Origin of the sequence: Embleya sp. NBC_00888, assembly GCF_045207655.1 — a bacterium.
Lineage (GTDB): Bacteria > Actinomycetota > Actinomycetes > Streptomycetales > Streptomycetaceae > Embleya.
Map to the genome: position 1 here is coordinate 6968148 of NZ_CP108784.1, position 23969 is coordinate 6992116.

Annotated in this window: 22 protein-coding genes; 17 read left to right on the forward strand and 5 right to left on the reverse strand. The window is 71.5% G+C overall.

The genetic code is table 11. The annotated features are described in order from the left end of the window. Positions 1-147: 147 nt before the first annotated feature. From pgsA to OG948_RS29545, 7 genes are all read left to right on the forward strand, one after another. Positions 148-852 (forward strand): phosphatidylinositol phosphate synthase, encoded by a 705-nt coding sequence (pgsA, locus tag OG948_RS29515; RefSeq protein ID WP_406299358.1) that lies wholly within the window; start codon positions 148-150, stop codon positions 850-852. Continuing rightward, a complete protein-coding gene (locus tag OG948_RS29520; protein WP_406299359.1) occupies positions 849-1775 on the forward strand; it encodes a phosphatidylinositol mannoside acyltransferase in 927 nt (308 codons plus the stop codon). Before pgsA ends, OG948_RS29520 begins: the two co-directional genes overlap by 4 nt. After that, positions 1772-2893: a glycosyltransferase family 4 protein gene (locus tag OG948_RS29525; protein WP_395872005.1), complete on the forward strand. Its 1122-nt coding sequence runs from the start codon at positions 1772-1774 to the stop codon at positions 2891-2893. Before OG948_RS29520 ends, OG948_RS29525 begins: the two co-directional genes overlap by 4 nt. A 316-nt stretch (positions 2894-3209) precedes the next feature. Beyond that, positions 3210-3746, forward strand: coding sequence for a hypothetical protein (locus OG948_RS29530; protein WP_406300365.1), 537 nt, complete (start codon positions 3210-3212; stop codon positions 3744-3746). Between the two features lie 87 nt (positions 3747-3833). After that, the gene (pdxS, locus tag OG948_RS29535) at positions 3834-4778 is read left to right on the forward strand and encodes a pyridoxal 5'-phosphate synthase lyase subunit PdxS (RefSeq protein ID WP_406299360.1); all 945 of its coding nucleotides are present in this window, start codon (positions 3834-3836) and stop codon (positions 4776-4778) included. 117 nt (positions 4779-4895) lie between these two features. Further along, positions 4896-5507, forward strand: a complete 612-nt coding sequence (pdxT, locus tag OG948_RS29540; protein ID WP_406299361.1) for a pyridoxal 5'-phosphate synthase glutaminase subunit PdxT — start codon at positions 4896-4898, stop codon at positions 5505-5507. Positions 5508-5582: 75 nt separating this feature from the next. Continuing rightward, entirely contained in the window at positions 5583-6338 is a 756-nt protein-coding gene (locus tag OG948_RS29545) for a YebC/PmpR family DNA-binding transcriptional regulator (RefSeq protein WP_406299362.1), read from the forward strand. Positions 6339-6424: 86 nt separating this feature from the next. On the opposite strand, the gene OG948_RS29550 is transcribed toward OG948_RS29545, so the two are convergent. Further along, complete coding sequence (locus OG948_RS29550) at positions 6425-7726, reverse strand: mannosyltransferase family protein (RefSeq protein WP_406299363.1); 1302 nt, start codon at positions 7724-7726, stop codon at positions 6425-6427. Positions 7727-8026: 300 nt separating this feature from the next. On the opposite strand from OG948_RS29550, the gene ruvC reads away from it, so the two are divergent. From ruvC to OG948_RS29590, 8 genes are all read left to right on the forward strand, one after another. After that, a complete protein-coding gene (ruvC, locus tag OG948_RS29555; RefSeq protein WP_406299364.1) occupies positions 8027-8575 on the forward strand; it encodes a crossover junction endodeoxyribonuclease RuvC in 549 nt (182 codons plus the stop codon). 72 nt (positions 8576-8647) lie between these two features. Next, positions 8648-9256, forward strand: coding sequence for a Holliday junction branch migration protein RuvA (ruvA, locus tag OG948_RS29560; protein WP_395871994.1), 609 nt, complete (start codon positions 8648-8650; stop codon positions 9254-9256). Positions 9257-9356: 100 nt separating this feature from the next. Beyond that, positions 9357-10445 (forward strand): Holliday junction branch migration DNA helicase RuvB, encoded by a 1089-nt coding sequence (ruvB, locus tag OG948_RS29565; RefSeq protein ID WP_406299365.1) that lies wholly within the window; start codon positions 9357-9359, stop codon positions 10443-10445. Positions 10446-10595: 150 nt separating this feature from the next. Next, the gene (yajC, locus tag OG948_RS29570) at positions 10596-11057 is read left to right on the forward strand and encodes a preprotein translocase subunit YajC (RefSeq protein ID WP_406299366.1); all 462 of its coding nucleotides are present in this window, start codon (positions 10596-10598) and stop codon (positions 11055-11057) included. Between the two features lie 174 nt (positions 11058-11231). Beyond that, positions 11232-12998: a protein translocase subunit SecD gene (secD, locus tag OG948_RS29575; protein WP_406299367.1), complete on the forward strand. Its 1767-nt coding sequence runs from the start codon at positions 11232-11234 to the stop codon at positions 12996-12998. Next, positions 12998-14170: a protein translocase subunit SecF gene (gene secF / locus OG948_RS29580; protein ID WP_406299368.1), complete on the forward strand. Its 1173-nt coding sequence runs from the start codon at positions 12998-13000 to the stop codon at positions 14168-14170. Before secD ends, secF begins: the two co-directional genes overlap by 1 nt. Beyond that, a complete protein-coding gene (locus tag OG948_RS29585) occupies positions 14170-14712 on the forward strand; it encodes an adenine phosphoribosyltransferase (RefSeq protein ID WP_395871984.1) in 543 nt (180 codons plus the stop codon). The genes secF and OG948_RS29585 overlap by 1 nt, the downstream gene beginning before the upstream one ends. A 154-nt stretch (positions 14713-14866) precedes the next feature. Beyond that, positions 14867-17611 carry a RelA/SpoT family protein gene (locus OG948_RS29590; protein WP_406299369.1) on the forward strand — a complete coding sequence of 915 codons (2745 nt, stop codon included), beginning with the start codon at positions 14867-14869 and terminating at the stop codon, positions 17609-17611. 177 nt (positions 17612-17788) lie between these two features. Here the strand turns inward: OG948_RS29590 and OG948_RS29595 are convergent, their stop codons facing one another. After that, positions 17789-18025 carry a hypothetical protein gene (locus tag OG948_RS29595; protein WP_406299370.1) on the reverse strand — a complete coding sequence of 79 codons (237 nt, stop codon included), beginning with the start codon at positions 18023-18025 and terminating at the stop codon, positions 17789-17791. Between the two features lie 298 nt (positions 18026-18323). Between OG948_RS29595 and OG948_RS29600 the strand changes: the two genes are divergently transcribed. Both OG948_RS29600 and OG948_RS29605 read left to right on the forward strand, forming a co-directional pair. After that, the gene (locus OG948_RS29600) at positions 18324-19229 is read left to right on the forward strand and encodes an ABC transporter ATP-binding protein (RefSeq protein ID WP_406299371.1); all 906 of its coding nucleotides are present in this window, start codon (positions 18324-18326) and stop codon (positions 19227-19229) included. Then, the gene (locus tag OG948_RS29605; protein WP_406299372.1) at positions 19219-19992 is read left to right on the forward strand and encodes an ABC transporter permease; all 774 of its coding nucleotides are present in this window, start codon (positions 19219-19221) and stop codon (positions 19990-19992) included. The genes OG948_RS29600 and OG948_RS29605 overlap by 11 nt, the downstream gene beginning before the upstream one ends. Positions 19993-19994: 2 nt before the next feature. Here the strand turns inward: OG948_RS29605 and OG948_RS29610 are convergent, their stop codons facing one another. From OG948_RS29610 to OG948_RS29620, 3 genes are all read right to left on the reverse strand, one after another. Beyond that, complete coding sequence (locus tag OG948_RS29610) at positions 19995-20393, reverse strand: hypothetical protein (RefSeq protein WP_406299373.1); 399 nt, start codon at positions 20391-20393, stop codon at positions 19995-19997. Positions 20394-20506: 113 nt separating this feature from the next. After that, a complete protein-coding gene (locus OG948_RS29615; RefSeq protein ID WP_406299374.1) occupies positions 20507-22876 on the reverse strand; it encodes a beta-ketoacyl synthase N-terminal-like domain-containing protein in 2370 nt (789 codons plus the stop codon). Between the two features lie 11 nt (positions 22877-22887). Beyond that, the gene (locus OG948_RS29620) at positions 22888-23952 is read right to left on the reverse strand and encodes a glycine cleavage T C-terminal barrel domain-containing protein (protein ID WP_406299375.1); all 1065 of its coding nucleotides are present in this window, start codon (positions 23950-23952) and stop codon (positions 22888-22890) included. Positions 23953-23969: the final 17 nt, after the last annotated feature.

Here is a 23969-nt window from a genome sequence, read left to right on the forward strand (position 1 = left end):
GCAAATCGATTCCTGAACGGCAGCATTGCCCCGACGTCCGACCGAGTACAAGTGTCCTCGCCGTACACGCTGTTCTCCAACGCGGCGCGCCCGGGTGCGGCACGCCCGGACGACGGGGGGCTCGGGAGGCACGACCGCGTCAGTACGATGGGCGCACCAGGCGGGTCGAGTCCTTCGGATCCCCCGCCGCCCCGGCAATCCCTCGGGAAGGCGATGCTCAACAAATACGCTCGTGCCTTCTTCACGCGTGTGCTCACCCCGTTCGCGAGCTTCCTGCTGCGCCACAACGTCAGTCCGGACACGGTGACGCTGATCGGCACCCTCGGGGTGGTCGTCGCGGCGCTGGTGTTCTTCCCGATCGGCTGGTTCCTCACCGGCACGCTCGTGATCACCGCGTTCATCTTCTCCGACCTGGTCGACGGCAACATGGCGCGCCAGCTGGGCCGCTCGACCAAGTGGGGGGCCTTCCTCGACTCCACCCTGGACCGGGTCGCGGACGCCGCGATCTTCGGCGCGCTGGCGATCTGGTTCGCCGGCGACGGCGACAACCTGCGCATGTGCATCCTGGCGATCGTCTGCCTCGGGTCCGGCCAGGTCGTGTCGTACTGCAAGGCCAGGGCCGAGAGCCTGGGCCTGGCCTGCGACGTCTCGGGGCTGATCGAGCGCGCCGAGCGGCTGGTCATCTCGCTGGTGGCGACCGGTCTCGACGGTTTGGGTGTGCCCTACATCCAGGAGGCCGCGCTGTGGTTCATCGCGGTGGGCAGCCTGATCACCGTCTTCCAGCGGATGATCGCGGTGCACCGCTCGGCGTCCGCGATCGACAACGCGCTGCCCGGAGGTGACAAGGGATGACCGAAGTCGGGCAGCGGCTGGCCGACACCGGGTACGCCCTGGGCTGGTCCGTGGTCAAGCGCCTGCCCGAACCGGTCGCCACGGCGATCTTCCGGCGGATCGCCGACGCCGTCTGGCGCAAGCGCGGCAAAGGCGTCCTGCAGTTGGAGGCCAACCTGAGCCGGGTGCTCGGTCCGGAGGCCACGCCCGAGCGCGTGCGCGCGCTCTCCCGGATGAGCGTGCGGTCCTACCTGCGCTACTACCAGGAGGCGTTTCGTCTGCCGGTCTGGGACCGCGAGACGGTGCTGGCCCGGATGGAGTGCGATCTGACCCTGCTCGACAAGTGCAGCGCGCGCGGCAAGGGCGTGATCTTCGCGCTGCCGCACATGGGCAACTGGGACCACGCCGGCGCGTGGATCACGCTCAAGGGCTATCCGTTCACCACCGTCGCCGAACGACTGAAGCCGGAGTCGCTGTACAAGCGCTTCCTGGACTATCGCGAGTCGCTGGGCATGGAGGTGCTGCCGCTCACCGGCGGCGACGGCAACACCTTCGGCACGCTGGCGCGCCGGCTGCGCGAGGGTCGGCTGTTGTGCCTGCTGTCCGACCGCGACCTGACCGCCGGCGGGGTGCCGGTGAGCTTCTTCGGCGAGCCGACCCGGATGGCCGCGGGGCCCGCCGCGCTCGCCGTGCAGACCGGCGCGGCGCTGATCCCGGTCACCCTCGCGTGGGACGGCACGGTCATGCGCGGCACGCTGCACCCGGAGATCGAGGTGCCCGCCGAGGGCACCCGGCGGGAGAAGATCGCGATCATGACCCAGCAGGTCGCGGACGCCTACGCCCGGGCCGTCGCCCGCGACCCGCAGGACTGGCACATGCTGCAGCCGCTGTGGCTCGCCGACCTGGACGCCGGCCGGCTCGCCCGGATCGGGGAGGCCAAGTGAGGATCGGCGTCGTATGCCCCTACTCGTGGGATGTGCCCGGCGGTGTCCAGTACCACGTGCGCGACCTCGCGGCGAACCTGATCGCGCGCGGGCACGAGGTCTCGGTGCTGGCTCCCGCGGACGACGACACCCCGCTGCCGGACTACGTGGTGCCGGCCGGGCGGGCCGTACCGGTGCGCTACAACGGCTCGGTGGCCCGGCTCAACTTCGGCTTCCTGTCCGCCGCGCGGGTGCGCCGATGGATCCACGACGGCCACTTCGACGTGTTGCACATCCACGAACCGGCGACGCCCAGCCTGTCGTTGCTCGCGTGCTGGGCCGCGTCCGGACCGGTGGTGGCCACCTTCCACACCTCCAACACCCGCTCGCGCGCGATGATCGCGGCCTACCCGATCCTGCAGCCCGCGCTGGAGAAGATCAGCGCGCGGATCGCGGTCAGCGAGTACGCGCGGCGCACCCTGGTCGAACATCTCGGCGGCGACGCGGTGGTCATCCCCAACGGTGTGGACGTCGGCTTCTTCGCCGACGCCCCCGTGGAGCCCGCGTGGCAGGGCACCGCGCAGGCACCCACGATCGGCTTCATCGGCCGGATCGACGAGTCGCGCAAGGGACTGCCCACGCTGATCGAGGCGTTCCCGCGGATCGTCGAGGCGTTCCCGGGGGTGCGACTGCTGGTGGCCGGGCGCGGCGACGCCGAGGAGGCGGTGGAGGACCTGCCCGAGGCGTTGCGCGGCCAGGTCACCTTCCTGGGCATGGTCAGCGACCTGGACAAGGCGCGGTTGTTGCGCAGCGTGGACGTGTACGTGGCGCCCAACACCGGCGGCGAGAGCTTCGGGATCATCCTGGTCGAGGCGATGTCGGCGTCCGCGCCGGTGTTGGCGAGCGACCTGGACGCGTTTCGACAGGTGCTCGACGGCGGGCGGGCGGGGGAGTTGTTCGCGGTGGAGGACGCCTCGGCGCTCGCCGCCGCGGCGGTTGCGCTGTTGCGCGATCCGGTGCGGAGGGACGCGTTGCGCGAGATCGGGCGCAAGCATGTGCAGCGGTACGACTGGGAGACCGTCGGCACGGACATCCTGGGCGTGTACGAGACGGTCACCGCGGGTGCGCCCGCCGCGTAGCGGGCCTCGGCCTCACGCGCGCCGGCTGGGCTGGGTTGGGTTGGCCTCAAGCGCCGGCCGGGTTGGGTTGGCCTCAAGCGCCGGCCGGGCTGGGTTGGCCTCAAACGCCGGCCGGGCTGAAAGGTGGCCTCAAACGCCGGCCGGGCTGTTGGGTTGCTTGGTCGGGTTGAAAGGTGGCCTCAGGCGCCCGCCGGGCTGTTGGGTTGCTTGGCCGGGCTGAAAGGTGGCCTCAGGCGCCGGCCGGGCCGTCGGGTGGCATCGAACGCCGGCCGGGCTGTCGGGTTGGTCGGGCCGGCGGTACTAGGGTCGCCGGGTGATGACTGTCATCTGGATTCTGCTCGCGGTGCTCGCGGTCGGTGTCTATCTGAGCTGGACCGCCGGGCGGCTCGACCGCCTGCACGCGCGGGTGGACTCGAGCCGGGCCGCGCTGGACGCGCAGTTGTTGCGGCGCTCCGCCGTCGCGCAGGAGATCGCCACGTCCGGGCTGCTCGATCCGGCCTCCTCGCTCGTGCTGGCCGGTGCCGCGCATGAGGCGCGCAACGCCGCCGAGGAGGAGCGCGAGGTGGCGGAGAGCGACCTGACCCGCGCGCTGCGGATCCTGTTCGAGGACCCGGCCCAGGCGGACGACCTGCGGGCGCGGCCCGGCGGCGCGGAACTGGTCGCCGAACTGCAGACCGCGGTGCGTCGGGTGCCGATGGCACGGCGCTTCCACAACGACGCGGTCCGCGGCGCCCGTGCGGTGCGCCGACACCGATTGGTGCGCTATCTGCGCCTGGCGGGCCATGCCCCGTACCCGGTCACCTTCGAGATGGACGACGAGGAGCCGCGCACATTGCAGCCCGGTGGGTCCTGACGGGAGCCACGCAAAGGCCACCCTGGACAGATTGGCCCGAGTATTTCGCCGGGGTGGCATGACATTAGGATCCACCTCACCCGTACGATGGAGCCAACCGTCGTCGTTCGCATCTGTGTGAGGTCATCCGTGTCCACCACCCCCGCAAGCCCCCAGACCGGCACCGACCTGGTCAAGCGCGGCATGGCCGAGCAGCTCAAGGGCGGCGTGATCATGGACGTCGTCAACGCCGAGCAGGCCAAGATCGCCGAGGACGCGGGCGCGGTCGCCGTCATGGCGCTCGAGCGCGTGCCGGCCGACATCCGCAAGGACGGCGGCGTCGCGCGCATGTCCGACCCGGACATGATCGACGGCATCATCAGCGCCGTGTCCATCCCGGTGATGGCCAAGGCCCGGATCGGCCACTTCGCCGAGGCCCAGGTCCTGCAGTCGCTCGGCGTGGACTACATCGACGAGTCCGAGGTGCTGACCCCGGCCGACGAGTCGAACCACATCAACAAGTGGAAGTTCACCACCCCGTTCGTGTGTGGCGCGACCAACCTGGGCGAGGCGCTGCGCCGGATCACCGAGGGTGCGGCGATGATCCGCTCCAAGGGCGAGGCCGGCACCGGCAACGTGGTCGAGGCCACCCGGCACATGCGCACCATCCTCAAGGACATCAAGCAGCTCTCCGTGCTGGACGAGGACGAGCTGTTCGTCGCCGCCAAGAACCTCCAGGCGCCGTACGCGCTGGTCAAGGAGGTGGCCGAGGCGGGCAAGCTCCCGGTCGTGCTGTTCACCGCGGGCGGCATCGCCACCCCGGCCGACGCGTCGATGATGATGCAGCTCGGCGCCGAGGGTGTGTTCGTCGGCTCCGGCATCTTCAAGTCCGGCGACCCGGCCAAGCGGGCCAAGGCGATCGTGGACGCGACGCTGCACTTCGACGACCCGGACGTGATCGCCAAGGTCTCGCGCGGTCTGGGCGAGGCGATGGTCGGCATCAACATCGACACCCTCCCGGCGGAGCAGCGCTACGCCGGCCGCGGCTGGTAGTAGTTCCCGCCCCGCCGACGACTTCGAAGCACTCGAACACTCGGAAAAGCTGTGTGCCGGGCCCGAACGCGAACGCGTTCGGGCCCGGCTCGGTACCTACGACCGGACGAGGTTGACGTGTCCACCACTCCCATCATCGGTGTCCTGGCCCTCCAGGGCGACGTCCGCGAACACGCCATCGCGCTGGCCGAACTCGACGCGATCGCACGCCCGGTGCGCAAGGTCGAGGAGTTCGCCGAGCTCGACGCGCTGGTCATACCCGGCGGCGAGTCGACCACGATGTCCAAGCTCGCGGTGTCCTTCGGGCTGTTCCCGGCGCTGCGCGAGCGGGTCGCGGGCGGCATGCCGGTCTACGGCTCGTGCGCGGGCATGATCATGCTCGCCGACAAGATCCTGGACGGCCGCGAGGACCAGCAGACGGTCGGCGGGATCGACATGATCGTGCGGCGCAACGCGTTCGGTCGGCAGAACGACTCGTTCGAGGCGGACGTCCCGTTCGAGGGCCTGGTGGGCGGCGACCCCATCCACGGCGTGTTCATCCGCGCCCCGTGGGTCGAGTCGGTCGGCGCCGAGGTCGAGGTGCTCGCCCGGCTGACCGCCGAGCCGTACGCGGACCGGATCGTCGCGGTGCGCCAGGGCAACCTGCTCGCCACGTCCTTCCACCCGGAGCTGACCCCCGACCGGCGGGTGCACGCGTACTTCGTGGACATGGTCCGTGCCACGCTCTGAGTGCTCGCGCCGGTAGGATCTTCCAGCCTGTACAGGCTCGTGCAGCGCACCCGCGACCCGAAGGAGTAGAGGCGGATGTCCGGCCACTCGAAGTGGGCGACCACCAAGCACAAAAAGGCCGTCATCGACGCCAGGCGCGGAAAGCTCTTCGCCAAGCTGATCAAGAACGTCGAGGTGGCGGCGCGCACCGGCGGCGGTGACATCGCCGGCAACCCGACGCTCTACGACGCCATTCAGAAGGCCAAGAAGTCCTCGGTCCCGAACGACAACATCGACCGCGCGGTCAAGCGCGGCTCCGGTGCGGAGGCCGGCGGCGCCGACTACCAGTCGATCACGTACGAGGGGTACGGACCGAACGGTGTCGCGGTGCTGATCGAGTGCCTCACCGACAACCGCAACCGCGCGGCGTCGGACGTTCGGGTCGCGATGACGCGCAACGGCGGCTCGATGGCCGACCCCGGCTCGGTGTCGTACATGTTCACCCGCAAGGGTGTCGTGATCGTGCCGAAGAACGACCTGAGCGAGGACGACGTGCTCGGCGCGGTGCTCGACGCCGGCGCCGAGGAGGTCAACGACCTCGGCGAGTCCTACGAGGTGGTCAGCGAGGCGACCGACATGGTCGCGGTGCGGACCGCGCTCGTGGACGCCGGGATCGACTACGACTCGGCCGACGCCAACTTCATCCCCAGCGTCTCGGTCGCGCTGGACGAAGAGGGCGCGCGCAAGATCTTCCGGCTGATCGAGGCGCTGGAGGACAGCGACGACGTTCAGGACGTCTGGGCGAATTTCGATGTCTCGGACGAGGTCATGGAGCGGGTCAACGCCGACTAGGGCGGCCCGGTCGAAGTACTCGAACGCGCGTGGGGCCGGCGGCAACTGCCGCCGGCCCCACGCGCGTTCGGGTACCGCCGCGAGCGCTACGGGTTGGTGTTTATCACGTACAGCAGGAAGCTCACGTACCACCCGGAGAACGCCGCCCCGGCGACCAGCACCGCGATCACCACGCCGCGCGGCCACTTGGCCATCAGGCGGGCCAGCGGCAGCGCGATGGTGAAGGCCGGCAGCATGAAGCGCGGCTTGGAGTGGAAGAACCAGCCGTTGCTCGTGGTCAGCGCCAGGAACATCACCACGGCGCCGTACACGTGCACCGGCAGGGGGATCCGCCGGTCGCGGAAGGACCAGATCATCAGCGCCACCGACAGGATGATCACGAACGTGCAGACCACGTAGATCGGTCGGCCCAGGTGGGTGAGGTACTTGCTCATCCACTGGACGGTGCTTATGCCCCAGTCCATCCGCAGGTTGAAGGCCTTGTCCTGGATCCAGATCCACCCGTCGGGGCGACCGGCCAGCCAGCCCACCCAGCCGATGAAGCCCACGCACGCCAGCGGCGAGATCAGCGTGGCGATCACCGGGCGCCGGGTCTCCGGGGCCAACAGGCCCACCCGCGCGCCGTCCTCGCGGCGCCGCAGCGCGATCGCCAGGGTGGCCACGCCCAGGGCCGCGACCAGGGCGAACGCGGTGTTGCGGGTCAGGCCGGCGAACAGGCACAGGACACAGGCCAGGGTCCACTGCCGGCGGATCACGGCCAGCAGGCCCCAGGACGCGAACGCTACGAACAGGGCCTCGGAGTAGACCATGGTGAGCACCATCGAGCCCGGTGCGACGCCCCACAACACCGCGAACAGGGTGGCCACCCGGTGGTTGCCGGTGAGTTCGCGCCCGAGTGCGTACAGCCCCCAGGCCGCGACCACGCCGGCCAGCAGCGTGACGACCATGCCGGCGTTGAGCGCGGACAGGCCGGTGACGTCGCCGACGAGGCGGACCGCCCACGGATAGCCGGGGAAGAACTCGACGTTGCTCCAGTACGGCTTCCCCGCCGGGGACACCGGGATCTTGTCGACGTAGCCGAAGTCCGCGATGTCGCGGAACCAGACGCCGTCCCAGGAGCCGACCATGGACCAGAACGGTTTCCCGGCGGCCAGCGCCATCACGGCGAGCACCACGAGGTTGATCGCGCGCGCGATCAGGTACCCGATCACGGCCGTGCGGGCCGGCCGGAAGGACGCCTTCGCGCGGTGCGCGAAGTCGACGACGCCCAGCCGCAGGCGCTCGGGGAGACCGTCGACGAAGGCGGTGTCGGGGACCGCCGGCATCCTGGTCGCACCCTTCTCGACGGCCGGTGGGGTCTCGGCGACCGGCATGGACGGCGACGGCATGAAAACCTTCCGGGCGGCGAGCGGGGCAGTCTCCAAGCGACCCTAGCGCCGCCTGCGCGGGCTCCCGCGCGGCGACCGGGCCGGCTGGGGAAGGATCGTCACAGGGCTGTCATCGGGGCGTTATCGACCGGGACAAGCGTACGTGTCGCTCGAACGAGTGATCGCGGAGTGGCGGTACCGAGGGGATCGGCGCAGCTGCACTAGGGTTTGTCGGGCGAACAGATGTTCGTATCGGGTGGTGTTCGACTCGAACGGCCCAACGCACGAGGGCGAAACGACGCGGGACGAGAGGGGCGCGGCATGCGGGTCTTGGGGGTCGACCCCGGTCTGACCCGATGCGGCGTCGGCGTCGTGGACGGCGCGGTCGGCAAGCCGCTGCGGATGGTCGCGGCGGGCGTGGTGCGCACCCCCGCCGACGCCGCGATCGACGCCCGGTTGTTGGGCATCGAGCAGGGCATCGAGGAGTGGCTGGACCGGCACCGCCCGGACTGTGTCGCGGTCGAGCGGGTGTTCAGCCAGCACAACGTGAGCACCGTGATGGGCACCGCGCAGGCGTCCGCCGTCGCGATCGTGTGCGCCGCGCGGCGCGGCCTGCCGGTGACGCTGCACACGCCCAGCGAGGTCAAGGCCGCGATCACCGGCAGCGGGCGCGCCGACAAGGCCCAGATCGGCGCGATGGTGACCCGTATCCTGCGCCTGGACGGCCCGCCGAAACCGGCCGACGCCGCCGACGCGGTCGCGTTGGCGATCTGCCACATCTGGCGCGGCGGCGCCTCCGACCGGCTCGCGGCGGCCGTCGCCGCGGCCCGCACCCCGGCCGGCCGGTTGCCGCGCGGCACCCGCCGCTGACCGACCGCCGCCCTCCCCGGCCGGGCCCGCGACGGCCGGCCCTCGTACCCCTAGCCAAGCAGGAGCACTCAGGTGATCGCGTTCGTCTCCGGAACGGTGGCCGGCCTCGGCCCGGACACCGCCGTCGTCGAGGTCGGCGGGGTCGGCCTGGCCGTGCAGTGCACGCCCACCACGCTGGCCACGCTGCGCGTCGGCGAATCGGCCCGGCTGGCCACCTCGCTGGTGGTGCGGGAGGACTCGCTCACCCTGTTCGGCTTCGCCGACGACGACGAGAAGCGCACGTTCGAGGTGTTGCAGACCGCCAACGGGGTGGGGCCCAAGCTGGCCCTGGCGATGCTCGCGGTGTACAGCCCGGACGCGCTGCGGGCCGCCGTCGCGGGCAAGGACGCCAAGGCGCTCACCGCCGTGCCCGGGATCGGGCCCAAGGGCGCGCAGAAGCTGCTCTTGGACCTCAAGGACAAGCTCGGCGCGCCCACCGGCACCGGTGCCGCGCTCGGCGTCGGCGCGCCCGTGAGCGCGGGGTGGCGGGATCAACTGCACGCCGCCCTGGTCGGCCTCGGCTACGCGACGCGCGAGGCGGACGACGCGGTCGCCTCGGTGACCGCGGAGGCGGAGGCCGCCGCCACGCCCGACATCGGCGCGCTGCTCAAGGCGGCCCTGCGCGGCCTGAACCGCCGGTGAACCGGCGGAGGCGACCGGTGGTCGGGTGTGACACCGCGGTGTCGCCCGGGTCGGGCAGGATGAACGCAGGCCGCACGAACACGACCATGGGCGGAACACGATGACGCAGGACGGCGAACGCCTGGTGACCGCCGCGGCGGACGGTGAGGACCAGGCCGTCGAGGCCGCGCTGCGGCCGAAGAACCTCGACGAGTTCATCGGCCAGGAACGGGTGCGCGAGCAGTTGTCCCTGGTGCTGACCGCGGCGCTGGGGCGCGGCGGCACCGCCGACCACGTGTTGTTGTCCGGGCCGCCCGGGCTGGGCAAGACCACGCTGTCGATGATCATCGCGGCCGAGATGGGCGTGCCGATCCGGATCACCTCCGGCCCGGCCATCCAGCACGCCGGGGATCTGGCCGCGATCCTGTCCTCGTTGTCCGAGGGCGAGGTGCTCTTCCTCGACGAGATCCACCGGATGTCGCGGCCCGCCGAGGAGATGTTGTACATGGCGATGGAGGACTTCCGGGTCGACATCATCGTCGGCAAGGGCCCCGGCGCCACCGCGATCCCGCTCGACCTGCCGCCGTTCACCCTGGTGGGCGCGACCACCCGGGCCGGGCTGCTGCCGCCGCCGCTGCGCGACCGGTTCGGCTTCACCGGCCACATGGACTTCTACGCGCCCGCCGAACTCGAACGGGTGCTGAACCGATCGGCAAGATTGCTCGACGTCGAGCTGTCCGCCGAGGGCGGGGCCGAGATCGCGGGCCGCTCGCGGGGCACGCCCCGGATCGCCAACCGGCTGCTGCGCCGGGTCCGCGACTACGCGCAGGTGCGCGCGAACGGCAAGGTCGACCGGGACATCGCCGCCCGCGCGCTGGACGTGTACGAGGTGGACGCGCTGGGCCTGGACCGGCTGGACCGGGCCGTCCTGCAGGCGCTGACCACGCTGTTCGGCGGCGGTCCGGTGGGCCTGTCCACGCTGGCCGTGGCGGTCGGCGAGGAGACCGAGACGGTCGAGGAGGTCGCCGAACCGTTCCTGGTCCGCAGCGGCTTCCTGGCCCGCACGCCACGTGGTCGGGTGGCCACCGCCAAGGCCTGGACGCATCTGGGCCTGAACCCGCCGCGGGGCGCGCTGCCGGGGCAGCACGGCACACAACAGAGCGTGTTGTTCGACAACGGGGCCGTGACCGGTAAGGATGCAACCGAGTGAGGCCGGTGCGCGTCGGGAACGCACGCGGCCGGTAGTCGTTGTTCCTGTAGTAAGTACCCGTCTAGACTCCGCCGAGGCTGCCGCACCGTGGCCGGCCGAGTGTCACCGTCCGGGCCGCCGAGCGGCCTTGGGAAGGAATCGTTTCAAGCCGTGGACCCGCTTACCCTCCTCCTGCCAGTAATCATCGTCGTGGTGTTCTACTTCCTGATCATCAAGCCCGGGAAGGCACGCCAGCGACAGGCCATGGAAACGCAGAACTCGCTGGTCCCGGGCGCCGAGGTCCGCACGATCGCGGGGCTGTACGCGACGGTGACCGAGGTCGAGGACGATTCCGTCATCCTTGAGGTCGCGCCCGACGTGCACTGCCGCTTCGTCAAGAGCGCCATCGCCGCCGTCCTGTCCTCCGGTGACGAGCCCGAGGACGACGAGGCCGACGACGAGCACGAAGACGGCGCCGAGGCCGGCGACGACGTCGTCAAGCTCGACAAGAAGCCCGACGCCGCCGAGGCCGAGGCCGAGGACACCGAGACCGTGGACGTCGGCAAGAACGAGGGCGCGAGCAAGGCGTCCGAGTCGGGCGACCGGCTGCGCAAGAACGACAAGCAGGACTAGTTCGGCTCGTGGTGGGTGCGGTGGTCCCAGGGCTACCGCAGAGCAATACAGTCATGTGACCGGGGGTGACACCCCGGATACGAAAGCGCCTGGCGTTCCGCCGGGCGCCGTGCCGTGCCGGCGGACGTGGCGCACGCCCGTCCGCGGCGGCATCGAGAGGGAGATTGGGCGAAGGTGGCAGCACCGAAATCGAGTTCCCGAGGGCACCCGGGACGGGTCCTTGCCTTCATCGGGGTCGTGATCGTGGCGTTGTACGCGATCATGTTCTCGACCGGGGACAAGACCCCACGTCTGGGCATCGACCTCGCGGGCGGCACCAGCGTCACGCTCACCGCCAAGGCCGACCAGGGCCGTAACGGCGCGGTCAACAAGTCGAACATGCAGACCGCGGTGGAGATCATCCGCCAGCGCGTCAACGCGTTCGGTGTGTCCGAGGCGGAGGTGCAGACCGAGGGCGATCGCAACATCGTCATCAGCATCCCCAAGGGCAAGAACGAGAAGGAGACGGCGGAGCAGGTCGGCCAGACCGCGAAGCTGTTCTTCCGCCCCGTTCTGGAGGCCGCGCAGATCACCCCCCAGGGTGGTACCAAGCTGCCGCTGACGCCGCCGTCGACGCCGCCCGCGAGCGCCCCGCCGGCAAGCACGCCGCCCGCGAACACGCCGCCCGCGGCCGAGTCGGGCAAGCCCCAGGGTCGGGTCATCCCGAACCTGAAGGACGCGTCCGGCGCCCCGACCCCGCCGCCGTCGACGCCGCCCGCGAGCACGCCGCCCGCGACGCCTCCGGCGAGCACCCCGCCGGCCGGAGCCGACGCGAACGGCATCACGCCCGAGCTGCGCGCGAAGTACCAGAACCTGGACTGTTCCCTCCCGGAGAACCGCGGCCTCGGCCCGGTTCCGGCCCCGGAGGACAAGCCGACCGTGGCGTGCAGCCGCGATCAGGGCGAGGGCGAGGAGAAGTACATCCTCGGTCCGGTACTGATCCCCGGCACGGACGTGGACTCGTCCAAGGCGCAACTTCCGCAGAACGGCAGCGTCGGCGGCTGGGAAGTCGAGCTGAAGTTCACCGACGCGGGCACCAACAAGTTCACCAAGATCACCGGTGACCTGGCGGCGGGCAAGTACCCGACCAACCGCTTCGCCATCGACCTGGACGGTGTGGTCGTCTCCGCGCCGTCGGTGAAGTCGGAGATCCCCGGCGGCAGCGCGGTGATCTCGGGCAACTTCACCCGCGGCTCGGCCAAGGACCTGGAGAACGTGCTCAAGTACGGCGCGCTCCCGCTGTCCTTCACCAAGAGCGACGTGACCACGGTGTCCGCGTCGCTGGGCGGTGACCAGCTCCGGGGCGGTCTGATCGCGGGTGCGATCGGCATCGTCCTGGTCATCCTGTACTCGCTGTTCTACTACCGGGGCCTCGGCCTGGTGAGCATCGCGAGTCTGGCGGTCTCGGCGGCCCTCACCTACGCCATCATGTGTCTGCTGGGCCGAAGTATCGGCTTCGCACTCAACCTGCCGGCGGTGTGTGGCGCGATCGCCGCGATCGGTATCACGGTGGACTCGTTCATCGTGTACTTCGAACGCATCCGGGACGAGATCCGCGAGGGTCGCACGTTGCGACCCGCGGTGGAGAAGGCGTGGCCGCGTGCCCGGCGCACCATCCTGGTGTCCGACGCGGTGTCGTTCCTGGCCGCCGCCGTGCTGTACGTCGTCTCGGTCGGCAAGGTCCAGGGCTTCGCGTTCACGCTCGGCCTGACCACGCTGCTCGACGTCGTGGTGGTGTTCCTGTTCACCAAGCCGCTCATGACGATCCTCGCCAAGCGCAAGTTCTTCGCGGACGGCCACAAGTGGTCCGGACTCGATCCCGTCGCGCTCGGTGCCAATCAGCGCCAGTCGTACCGCAGCCGTCGCCCGCGCGGGCGCGCTGCCGGCGTCAAGGAGGCGTGATGAGTCGCTTCGGTGACCTCAAGAACATCGGCGTCCGGTTGCACCACGGCGACGTCTCGTTCGACTTCGTCGGTCGCAAGAAGTTGTGGTACTCGATCTCCGCGCTGATCCTGCTGCTCGCGGTCGGCGGGCTGCTCGGCCGCGGGCTGCACCAGGGCATCGAGTTCAAGGGCGGCTCGGTCTACACGATCGAGCACACCTCGGCCTCGCAGAACGACGCCCGCAAGGCGGTGGAGCCGTTCACCGACGGCACCGACGCCATAGTGCAGAAGGTCGGCGGCGACGGCCTGCGGATCCAGATCGCGGAATCGGACGCGGACAAGACCAAGCAGGTCGCGGCGGCCATCGCCAAGGACCTCGACGTCGCGCCGGACAAGGTCAACACGCAGGTGGTCGGCCCGAGCTGGGGCAAGGAGATCTCCAAGAAGGCCCTCCAGGGCCTGGTGATCTTCATGATCCTGGTGGTGATCTACCTCACCTTCGCCTTCGAGTGGCGAATGGCCGTGGCGGCGCTGGTCGCGCTGATCCACGACATCGTGATCACCATCGGCGTGTACGCGCTGGTGGGCTTCGAGGTGACGCCGGGCACGGTGATCGGTCTGTTGACCATCCTCGGTTACTCCTTGTACGACACCGTGGTGGTGTTCGACACGGTCAAGGAGAACGCCAAGAACATCACCAAACAGACCAAGCTCACCTACAGCGAAGCGGCCAACGCGGGTCTGAACCAGACCCTGGTGCGCTCGATCAACACCACGGTGGTCGCGCTGCTGCCGGTGGCGTCGCTGCTGTTCGTCGGTGGCGGTCTGCTCGGCGCGGGCATGCTCAAGGACATCGCGCTGTCGCTGTTCGTGGGTCTGGCCGCCGGTGCGTTCTCCTCGATCTTCATCGCCACGCCGATCCTGGCCGACCTCAAGGAGCGGTCGCCGGAGATGCGGCAGCTCGCGAAGAAGGTGGCCCAGCGCCGCGCGTCCGAGGCGAAGGCGGCCAAGGCCGCCGAGGCCTCGGGCATTCCCGCGGACCAGGCCGAGGGGCACCCGAACGTGGACGAGGGCGCGGAGCCGGAGTCCGAGTCGGACGACGACACCGTGCCGGCGCAGGGCGGAGCACCCCGTGCGGGCGCCTCGCGCGGCCGGGCGCGGACCCGTCCCGGCGGCAAGAGGAAGCGTTGATGGCCGACGACGACCTGCGCAAACTGCTGGAGAGCCGGATCCGGGACGTGCCGGACTGGCCGCAGCCGGGCGTGGTGTTCAAGGACATCTCGCCGCTGCTGGCCGACCCGGTCGCGTTCGCGGCCCTGGTCGACGCGCTGGCCGAGCGTTGTCGGGGTCGGGTGGACAAGGTGGTCGGGATCGAGGCCCGTGGCTTCATCCTGGCCGCACCGGTGGCCTACCGCGCGCAGGCCGGGTTCGTCCCGGTCCGCAAGGCGGGCAAGCTGCCGTGCGCCACCTACGCGCAGTCCTACGAGCTGGAGTACGGCTCGGCCACCCTCGAGGTGCACCAGGACGCGTTCGAGCCCGGTGACCGGGTGCTCGTGATCGACGACGTGCTCGCCACCGGCGGGACCGTCGAGGCCACGATCGACCTGGTGAAGCGGGCCGGCGCGGAGGTGGTGGGGGTCGAGGTGCTGCTCGAGCTCGGCTTCCTGAACGGCCGGGCGCGGCTCGCCCCGGTGCTGCCGGAAGGCACGCTGGAGTCGTTCATCGTCGTGTGACACGCCGCCGAAAGGCGTGTCGTCGGAGGCCGGAGGCGCCCCAGGTGGGGAGCCTTCGGCCTTCGCCGTCGCGGCGGCCGGCGTTCCGGATGGCCGAGTCGTGAGGGCGTGGGTCAGTACGATGGAATTTCCGTCATCTGTGGGAGGAGTTCCCTTGCCGGACGAGGTCGCGCCCGTCGCGTCGTCCTCGGGGGATGCCGTCGAACACGCGGCTCCCTCGGACGACGCCACACGTGCCACACCGGGCCCCTCGGGCCATCCGCCGGTGAGCGGCGGGGGCCCCGAGGAGGCTCCGGCCCGGGCCCGCCCCGACGAGGCGCCCGATGGGCCGGACCGGGCTCCGGCCCAGGCGCCCGCCGAGCAGCCCGCCGCCGCTTCCGGCGAGACCCGCGCGGCGGCCGAGACCCGCGCCGACCCGCCGGCCGAGGCTCAGGCCATCGCGTCGGAGGAGAGCGCCGACGGCCCCCGGGGCAGCGACGGCCACAGCGGTCCGGCCGCCGGCGCCGCCGGGCCCGAGGCCAGGGGGCCGCGGCCGGTCGCGAAGGCGGCGCCGACCCCCGCGGGCGCCTCGCGGGGCAGCGGCACCGAGCGCTCGCGCTCGTTGCGGGTGGACGGCCCCAGCCGGGTCCGCGCCCGCCTGGCCAGGCTGGGCGTACAGCGCAACAGCGTGTACAACCCGGTCCTGGAACCGCTGCTGCGGGTGGTGCGGGTCAACGACCCCAAGGCCGACCTGCGCCAGATCGAGCGGGCGTACACGACCGCCGAGCGCTGGCACCGCGGCCAGCGCCGCAAGAGTGGCGACCCGTACATCACCCACCCGCTCGCGGTCGCCACCATCCTGGCCGAGCTCGGGATGGACCCGCCGACGCTGATGGCCGGGTTGCTGCACGACACCGTCGAGGACACCGACTACGGGCTCGACGCGCTGCGCCGCGACTTCGGCGACACCGTGGCGATGCTCGTGGACGGCGTGACCAAGCTGGACAAGGTCAAGTTCGGCGAGGCGGCGCAGGCCGAGACCGTGCGCAAGATGGTCATCGCGATGGCCAAGGACCCGCGCGTGCTGGTGATCAAGCTCGCCGACCGGCTGCACAACATGCGCACGATGCGCTACCTCAAGCGGGAGAAGCAGGAGCGCAAGGCCCGCGAGACGCTGGAGATCTACGCCCCGCTGGCGCACCGGCTGGGGATGAACACGATCAAGTGGGAGCTGGAGGACCTGGCGTTCGCCATCCTCTACCCCAAGATGTACGACGAGATCGTGCGGCTGGTCGCCGAGCGCGCGCCCAAGCGGGACGAGTACCTGGCCCTGGTCACCGATCAGGTGCAGGGCGACCTGCGCTCGGCGCGGATCAAGGCCACGGTGACCGGGCGGCCGAAGCACTACTACTCGGTCTACCAGAAGATGATCGTGCGCGGCCGCGAGTTCACCGAGATCTACGACCTGGTGGGCATCCGGGTCCTGGTCGACTCGGTGCGGGACTGCTACGCGGCGCTGGGCACGATCCACGCGCGCTGGAACCCGGTCCCGGGGCGGTTCAAGGACTACATCGCGATGCCCAAGTTCAACATGTACCAGTCGCTGCACACCACGGTGATCGGTCCCGAGGGCAAGCCGGTCGAGCTGCAGATCCGCACCTTCGACATGCACCGCCGAGCCGAGTACGGCATCGCCGCGCACTGGAAGTACAAGGCCGAGGCGGTCGGGGCCAAGGGCGCCGCGAAGACCGATACCAAGCCCGCGCGCAAGGGCGAGAACCCGGCCAACGACATGGCCTGGTTGCGGCAACTGCTGGACTGGCAGCGCGAGACCGAGGATCCGGGCGAGTTCCTGGAGTCGCTGCGCTTCGACCTCTCCAGCCAGGAGGTCTTCGTCTTCACGCCCAAGGGCGACGTGATAGCGCTGCCGGCCGGCTCGACCCCGGTCGACTTCGCCTACGCGGTGCACACCGAGGTCGGGCATCGCACCATCGGGGCCCGGGTCAACGGACGGCTGGTCCCGCTGGAGAGCCGGCTGGACAACGGCGACCTGGTCGAGGTGTTCACCTCGAAGAGCGAGACCGCGGCGCCCAGTCACGACTGGCTCGGCTTCGTCAAGTCGCCCCGGGCGCGCAACAAGATCCGTCAGTGGTTCTCCAAGGAGCGCCGCGAGGAGGCGATCGAGCAGGGCAAGGAGGGCCTGACCCGGGCCATGCGCAAGCAGGGCCTGCCGTTGCAGCGGCTGATGTCCGGTGGCGGCGACACCCTGGTCACCCTCGCGCACGAGCTGCGCTACTCCGACATCTCGTCGTTGTACGCGGCGATCGGCGAGGGTCACGTCTCGGCGCAGACCATCGTGCAGCGCCTGGTCGAGTCGCTCGGCGGCGAGGAGGGCGCGTCGGAGGACCTCGCGGAGGCCACCAGGCCGACCACCACCCGGCGCCGGCCGCGCTCGACCGGCAATCCCGGCGTCGTGGTCAAGGGCGTCGACGACATCTGGGTCAAGCTGTCCCGCTGCTGCACGCCGGTACCGGGCGATCCGATCATCGGATTCGTCACCCGGGGCAACGGCGTCTCGGTGCACCGGCAGGACTGCGGCAACGTCGAGTCGTTGTCCCAACAGTCCGAGCGGATCGTCGACGTCGAGTGGGCGCCGACCGCGTCCTCGGTGTTCCTGGTGGCCATAGAGGTCCAGGCGCTGGATCGTTCGCGGTTGTTGTCGGACATCACCCGGGTCTTGTCCGACCAGCACGTGAACATCCTGTCCGCGTCGGTGGCCACGACCCGGGACCGGGTCGCGGTGAGCCGGTTCACCTTCGAGATGGGCGACCCCAAGCACTTGGGCCACGTGCTCAAGGCGGTGCGCGGGGTCGAGGGCGTGTTCGACGCGTACCGGGTGACCAGCGGGCGCCAGCAGTAGTCGGCCGGACCCTGCCGGCCCGCGGCCGGGCCTGGCGTACACGAGGCGGCGTCGGGAGTGATCCCGGCGCCGCCTCGTCGTGCGGTGGTGACTTCGGTTCGCCCGCGTGCCGCGGGTGTTCGGTCCGGCGGCGTGCGGTGGATGCCCGGTTCGGCGGTGTGTGGTCGGGTGTCCGGGTCAGCGGCGCGGGCCGCGCCAGACGGTCATCGAGACCTTCCAGTACTGGCTGGGGCCGGAGTTGGACGGGATCTCGTTGATCCGGATCGTGCCGACCAGGCCGTTCGCGAAGTCCTTGGTGCAGATCACCGAGCCCACCTTGAGGTAGGTGAACGGGAGCTGGTTGTTGTTCGCGTACCGGGTCTCGCCCAGGCAGGTCTGGACTCGGCTCGGAAACCGCAAGCAACCCGTAGCCATCGCCCGCGGGTTCCCCAACCACCGTGCCTCGGCCCCCTGTTCGGACCCGACCAGGCCTGCGAAGACGGGTGCGGCAACGCTCACGGCCCGCCTCCGGCCCACACGTGCCGGGAGCTGTACGCCCCGCCGGTGCCGGCGCGTCGCCGACGAACCCGACACCGACGGCCGCGACGGTGCGCCGCCGGCCCCGCGCGTCGTGCCCCGGGTCGGTGGCGCGTTTCGGCGGGGCGTTTCGGTGGCGCGGTTCGGTGGGGCGCGGTTCGTTGACCGGAGTTTCCTTACGTCATATAGTTACTGCATGTTGAGCGTCGTGGGACTGCGGAAGCGGTACGGCGAGGTCGTCGCGCTGAACGGGTTCGAACTCGACGTGGGGGCCGGGGAGATCGTCGGTTTGGTGGGCCACAACGGGGCCGGGAAGACGACGTTCGCGCGGGCGGTGGCCGCGTTGATTCGGGTGGACGCGGGGGAGGTGCGCATCGATGGGCGGCCGGTCACCCCACGACACCGGCTCCCCCATGAACTGGGGCTCGCGCCCCAGGAGTTGGCGCTGTTTCCAACCACCGCGCTGGAGAACCTGCGGTACGCGGGCCGGTTGTACGGCCTGGGACGGCGGTTGCTGGCCGAGCGGATCGAGGAGATCGCCGAGGCGCTCGGGCTGACCGAGATCCTGCCCCGACCGGTCGAGGACCTCTCCGGCGGCCAACAGCGCAGGCTGCACGCCGCCGCGGCGATGCTGCATCGACCGCGCGTACTGCTGCTGGACGAGCCGACCGTCGGCGCCGACCCGGTGACCCGCGAACTGCTCCTGCGCGCCGTGCGGAGCATGGCCGACCGGGGCGCCGCAGTCGTGTACACCACCCATTACCTCCCCGAACTCGAGGTGCTCGACGCGACGTTGGCGGTAGCCGACCACGGCCGGGTGATCGCCCGTGGCGCGCGCGCCGACCTGCTCGCCGCGTTGCCCGGCCGGGTCACGCTGTCCTTCGCGGACGGTGCCGGACTGTGCTTTCCGCACGGCCTGCGCGACGACGACACCAGGGCCGACGGCGACGACGTGGTGATCACCGCGATCGACCCGGCCGCCGCCGCCGCGCGGCTGCTCGCGGCCAACCCGGAGCACGCGGCGCGGCTGCGCTCGATCGCCCTGGACGCGCCGACCCTCGACGACCTCTATCGGGAGTTGTTGACCCGCAATGGCGCTTGAACTCGCCGGTGTTCGCCGGTTCTCCGCGGTCGCCCGGCACCAGTGCGTCCTGATGGCCGGCGACCCCGGCCCGCTGATCGCCTTCACCGTCATCCCGATGGTTCTGGTCAGCGTGATCCGGCCGATGATGGTGCTCCTGTCCGACGCGATGCCCGACGACATGGCCGACGGCACCGCCCAGGCCACCGCCGGCATGGCGGTGATGTTCTCGCTGTTCGTGCTGAAACTGGTGGGCGCCGGCCTGCTCGACGAGCGCGCCACGTGGCGCACCTGGGACCGGGTCCGGGCCAGTCCGGCCCGGCTGGGCGAGATCCTGGTCGGCAAGGCCGCGCCCATGTTCGCCTTCCTGCTCGTCCAGCAGTTGTTGCTGTTCGGCTTCTCCGCCGCCGCGTTCGGGTTGCGGCCGGCCCGGGGGTGGTGGCTGGTCCTGGTGGTGAGCGTGGCGTGGCCGTTGTGCGTGCTGGCGCTGGGGACCGGCGCGTCCACTCTGGTGCGCACATCGGCCCAACTGAGCGCCGTCGGGGACATCTCCGCCGTGGTCACCACGATCATGGCCGGCGCGCTGGTGCCGTCCGCGATGCTGCCCGGTTGGATGCGGCACCTGGGCCCGCTCACCCCCGGCTACTGGGCGATGAGCGGCTATCGGTCGGCCCTCAACGGTTCGGCCCCACACGGCCTTTCGGTCTCGCTCGCGGTACTGGCCGGGTTCGCGCTCGCCGGGCTCGGGGCCGGCGCGTGGGCCGGCCGACGTGCGTCGCGCTGATCTCATACCGGGGCGGTGGCGGTGCGATCCCACACCACCAGAGCGGCGGCGGCCGTGGTCTCGTGCGTGATGGTGACCGCGATCCGCCCGCCGCGGGCCCCGCCCGCCGCCGTCCTGGCCGCACCACTCAGGACCACGCTCGGGCGATGCCGCGCCCGGCACGGCCCGCCCGGCGCCCGGCAGTCGGCCTCGTCCGGCAGGATCTCGACATCCGACCACACCGGCTCGGTCAGCCCCAGCAACTCGATCACCGCGAGCTTCGCGGCGTACTTGCCCGCCCAGGACAGACTCGCCGGCCCGCACGCCAGATCCAGGCTCTCGCGCGCGGAGAACACCGTCCACGGGTCGGCCGGCAGCACCTCCTCGGGACACCGGCTCGGCAACGGCAGCAGCACCAACACGCCGGAGCCGCGCCGGTCGCGAAAACGCGAGACGGCGGGCCCGGGGGGACACCCCGGACCCGCCGTCCGTGCCGGCGGGCGGTCCGCGTCGACCGCTCGCCCGTCGGCACCCCTCATCGCGACCCGTCCGGTGCGCCGCCGTCCGGTGCGCCGAGCACCGTCGCGATCACCCCGCCGCAGCCGACCGTGTCGATCAGCACCCGACGCACCGGCGCCGACCCGGCCGCCGACGAGGCGCGCACGTCGTCCACGGGCAGTCGCAGCCCGCCGCGGATCGCCGCCATGGCCGCGACCGCGTCCACCAGGCCGCCCGCGGCCATCGTCTCGCCCAGTCGCGACCGGGTCCGCCCGACCGGTGTCGAGTCCGGGAACAACCGTGCCAACGCCAGCAGTTCCGCCCGCGCCTCGGCCCGATCGGGTCGTGCGCCGGCGGCCAGCACCCAGTCGATCTCGCGCGGCCCGCGCCCGGCCGCGGCGAGCGCCCGGGTCGCCGCAGTCACGAACGCCGCCGGATCCGCGGCCTGCCCGGCCCGGAAGTCCGCGCCCCCCGCCTGCCCGGTGCCCTCGACCACGGCCAGTGCCCGCCGCCCGCGGGCCCGCGCCCGCGCGGCGGACTCCACCACCACCGCGACCGCGCCGTCCGCCCACCGACCCGGCCCCCACCACCTGGTCTGCGCGTCCAGGACCGCGTCGGTGATCTCGTCGCAGCCCACCACCACGGCGTACGGCACGTCCCCGCGCGCGACCGCCCCGCACGCGTGGTCGAGCGCCTGGAGACCGGCCGTACCGCCGGAGAGGAACGTGATGGTCGGCCCGCGCAGCCCCAGGCAGATGCCCAACGTCCCGGGCGCGGAGGTCATCGTGGTCCGCGCGAACGAGGATCGCCGCTCCGGAACCAGCAGTTCGGACAACGACCGGCCGAACTCCTCGACGCTGCGCATCGGACCGCCGGCCGTGGCGAACATCAGCGCGGCCTCCTCGGCCGCCCCGTCGTCGGCCCGCGGATCGATGCCCGCCTCGCACAACGCCTCCGACGCGGCGAGCACCGCCCGCCGGGTGAAGTCGTCCATCCGGCGCCACAGCGCGGTCAACACCTCGTCCGGACGGACCGGTTCCGCGCTCGCGGCCGAGACCGGATCGCCGGCCAACGCGGCCAGCAGCGCGGCGTGGCCCACCCCGCCCGGACCGACCGCCCCCACGCCGGTGATCACCGCTCGGTCCCGGGCCGGCCGCGGTCGGGGCCGGGGGCGTACCGCGCCGGGGGAGGCGAGCAGGATCGAGGCGTTGTTGCCGCCGAACGCGTAGCTGTTGGACAGCACCACCTCCACCCGGGCCGGTCGGCCCACGTCCGGCACGATGTCGATCCGGTCGTCGAGCACTCCGCCCGCGCCCGCCGTCGGCGGCAACACGCCCTCGTGCAGCGCGAGTACCGACGCGACCGCCTCGATCGCCCCCGCGGCGCCGAGCGTGTGTCCCACCGCGGACTTGACGCTGCTGATCGGGACCGAGCCCACCCGGTCGCCGAACAACAGGATCATCGCCTCCTTCTCCATCGCGTCGTTGCCGGCCGTGCCGGTGCCGTGCCCGCTGACGTAGTCGACCCGCTCCGGGCCCACGCCGCCCGCCGCCAACGCGCGGCGCGCAGCGGCCAACGCGCCCCGGGCGGTGGGGTCCGGCGCCACGGGATGGTAGGCGTCCGCGGACATCCCGCTGCCCAGGAACTCGACCAGCACGGTGGCGCCGCGCCGCACCGCGTGCTCCCACTCCTCCAGGATCAGCACCGCGGCTCCCTCGCCGATGCTCATCCCGTCCGAAACCGTGTACGGCGCACAGCGGTTGGGACTGGTGGCGCGCAGTCCGTGGAAGCCGGCCAGGGCGAACAGGCACAACGATTCGGCACCGCCGGCGACCATCACCTCGGCCCGGCCGTCCCGGATCTGCGCGGCGGACCAGGCCAGCGCGGTGGTGCTCGACGCGCACGCGGTGGAGATCACCGCCTGCGGCCCGCGCAGCCCGAAGCGGCGGGCGACGTGGTCGGCGGGCCGGGTGTACATGTCCACCACGTGCCGGTCCGCGCGCAGCGGCAACTCGGCGCCCTCGGCGTGGAACATGCCCTGGCAGGTGCCGATCCCCAGCCCGTGCCGGGTGCCGTCCGCGACCGGCGCGGCGAGTCCGCTGTCGGCGAGCGCCTCGGCGACCGCCGCGCCGAGCATCGCCGAGGTGCGCTCGACCGCCTCGCCGCCGGTCGCGGCGGCGAGCGCACGATCGTCCACACGAGTGACGTACAACTCGCCGACCGAGCCGGGCACCGAGCCCAGCGGCCGCAGCGCGGTCCGACCGGCCAGCAGCGATTCCCAGAACGGCTTGACGCCGACGCCGAATCCGGACACCAGGCCCAGTCCGGTGACGGCCACGCGCCGATCGCCGCCGACCCGGCGAGGGTGGCCTTCGGCGGATTCCGCGTCCTTGTCCATGGGGTCCATGGGGCCGCCTCTCACGCGATCGATGTGGACCAGCTCAGCGGGACCAGGTACGGCGAGGACACCGAGCGGGCCGGGATCGGACCGTGCGTCCCGGCGACTTCCCAGTCGAAGCCGGACGCCGCCCACTCCGCGCTCACCCGGGCCAGCGCGAGGGTGCGCCCCAGGCCCGGGCTGTCGGTGTGGTGGACGAGGTGCCCGATGGTCAGCCCGGCGACCGACACCTCGGCGTGCTCGGGTGGTTCCGCCCCGCGCGGCATGGTCAGCCCGACGGTGCGTACGGCCGGCCCGGTCTTGAACTCGGCCAACACCGCGTCACGACCGACGAAGTCGGGCTGGTCCAGGTCGGCCAGCCAGTTGTAGCCGCAGCCCGACACGGTGTCCTCGGGCCCGACCTCGCGATGCGGGAGCGGTTGGCGCACTTCGATCATGGCCGCCTCCAGGGTGCGGTACCCCGCCGGCACCGCGGACCGCTCGACCGCGGCGTCGAACAACTCGGCGGCCAGTGACGGGGGCACGAACACCTTGTAGCCGTACTCCCCGGTGTAGCCGCTGCGCGCGATCAACACCGGCGCGTCCCGCCACGTGCGGTGCACGATGCCGCCCAGCGGGACCGAGGTCACCCCGTCACCGAACAAGGCGCGCAACACCCGCCACGCGTGCGGGCCCTCCAAGCCGAAGGTGGTGAACTCCGGCCGCACGTCCACCGGTTCGATTCCGTCGGCGCCCTCCACAGCGGCCGCGGCGGCGGTCAGGTGGGTGAGCGTGTCCGGGCCCCGGCCGAACGCGGTCTCGATCAGCCAGCGTTCACGCAACCGGTACACCGTGATCGTGTCCAGCGGATGCCCCTCGGCGTCCAGCAACAACGAGGTCGCCGACTGGCCCGGGAACACCGCCTTGAGGTCGCTGGGTACGAGGGTGCGCAGCAACGCCTGGGCGCTCCCCGTGGCCGGCAGCGCGATCAGACCGGTGGAGTCCAACTCGAAGATCGCGGCCTCGTGCCGGAGCGCGTGGTACTCCCGCTCGTCGTCGGCGTACGTCCAGGGCACTACCGCGTGCCCGATCGTGACGGTCCGCATCGGTGTAGCCGGCACAG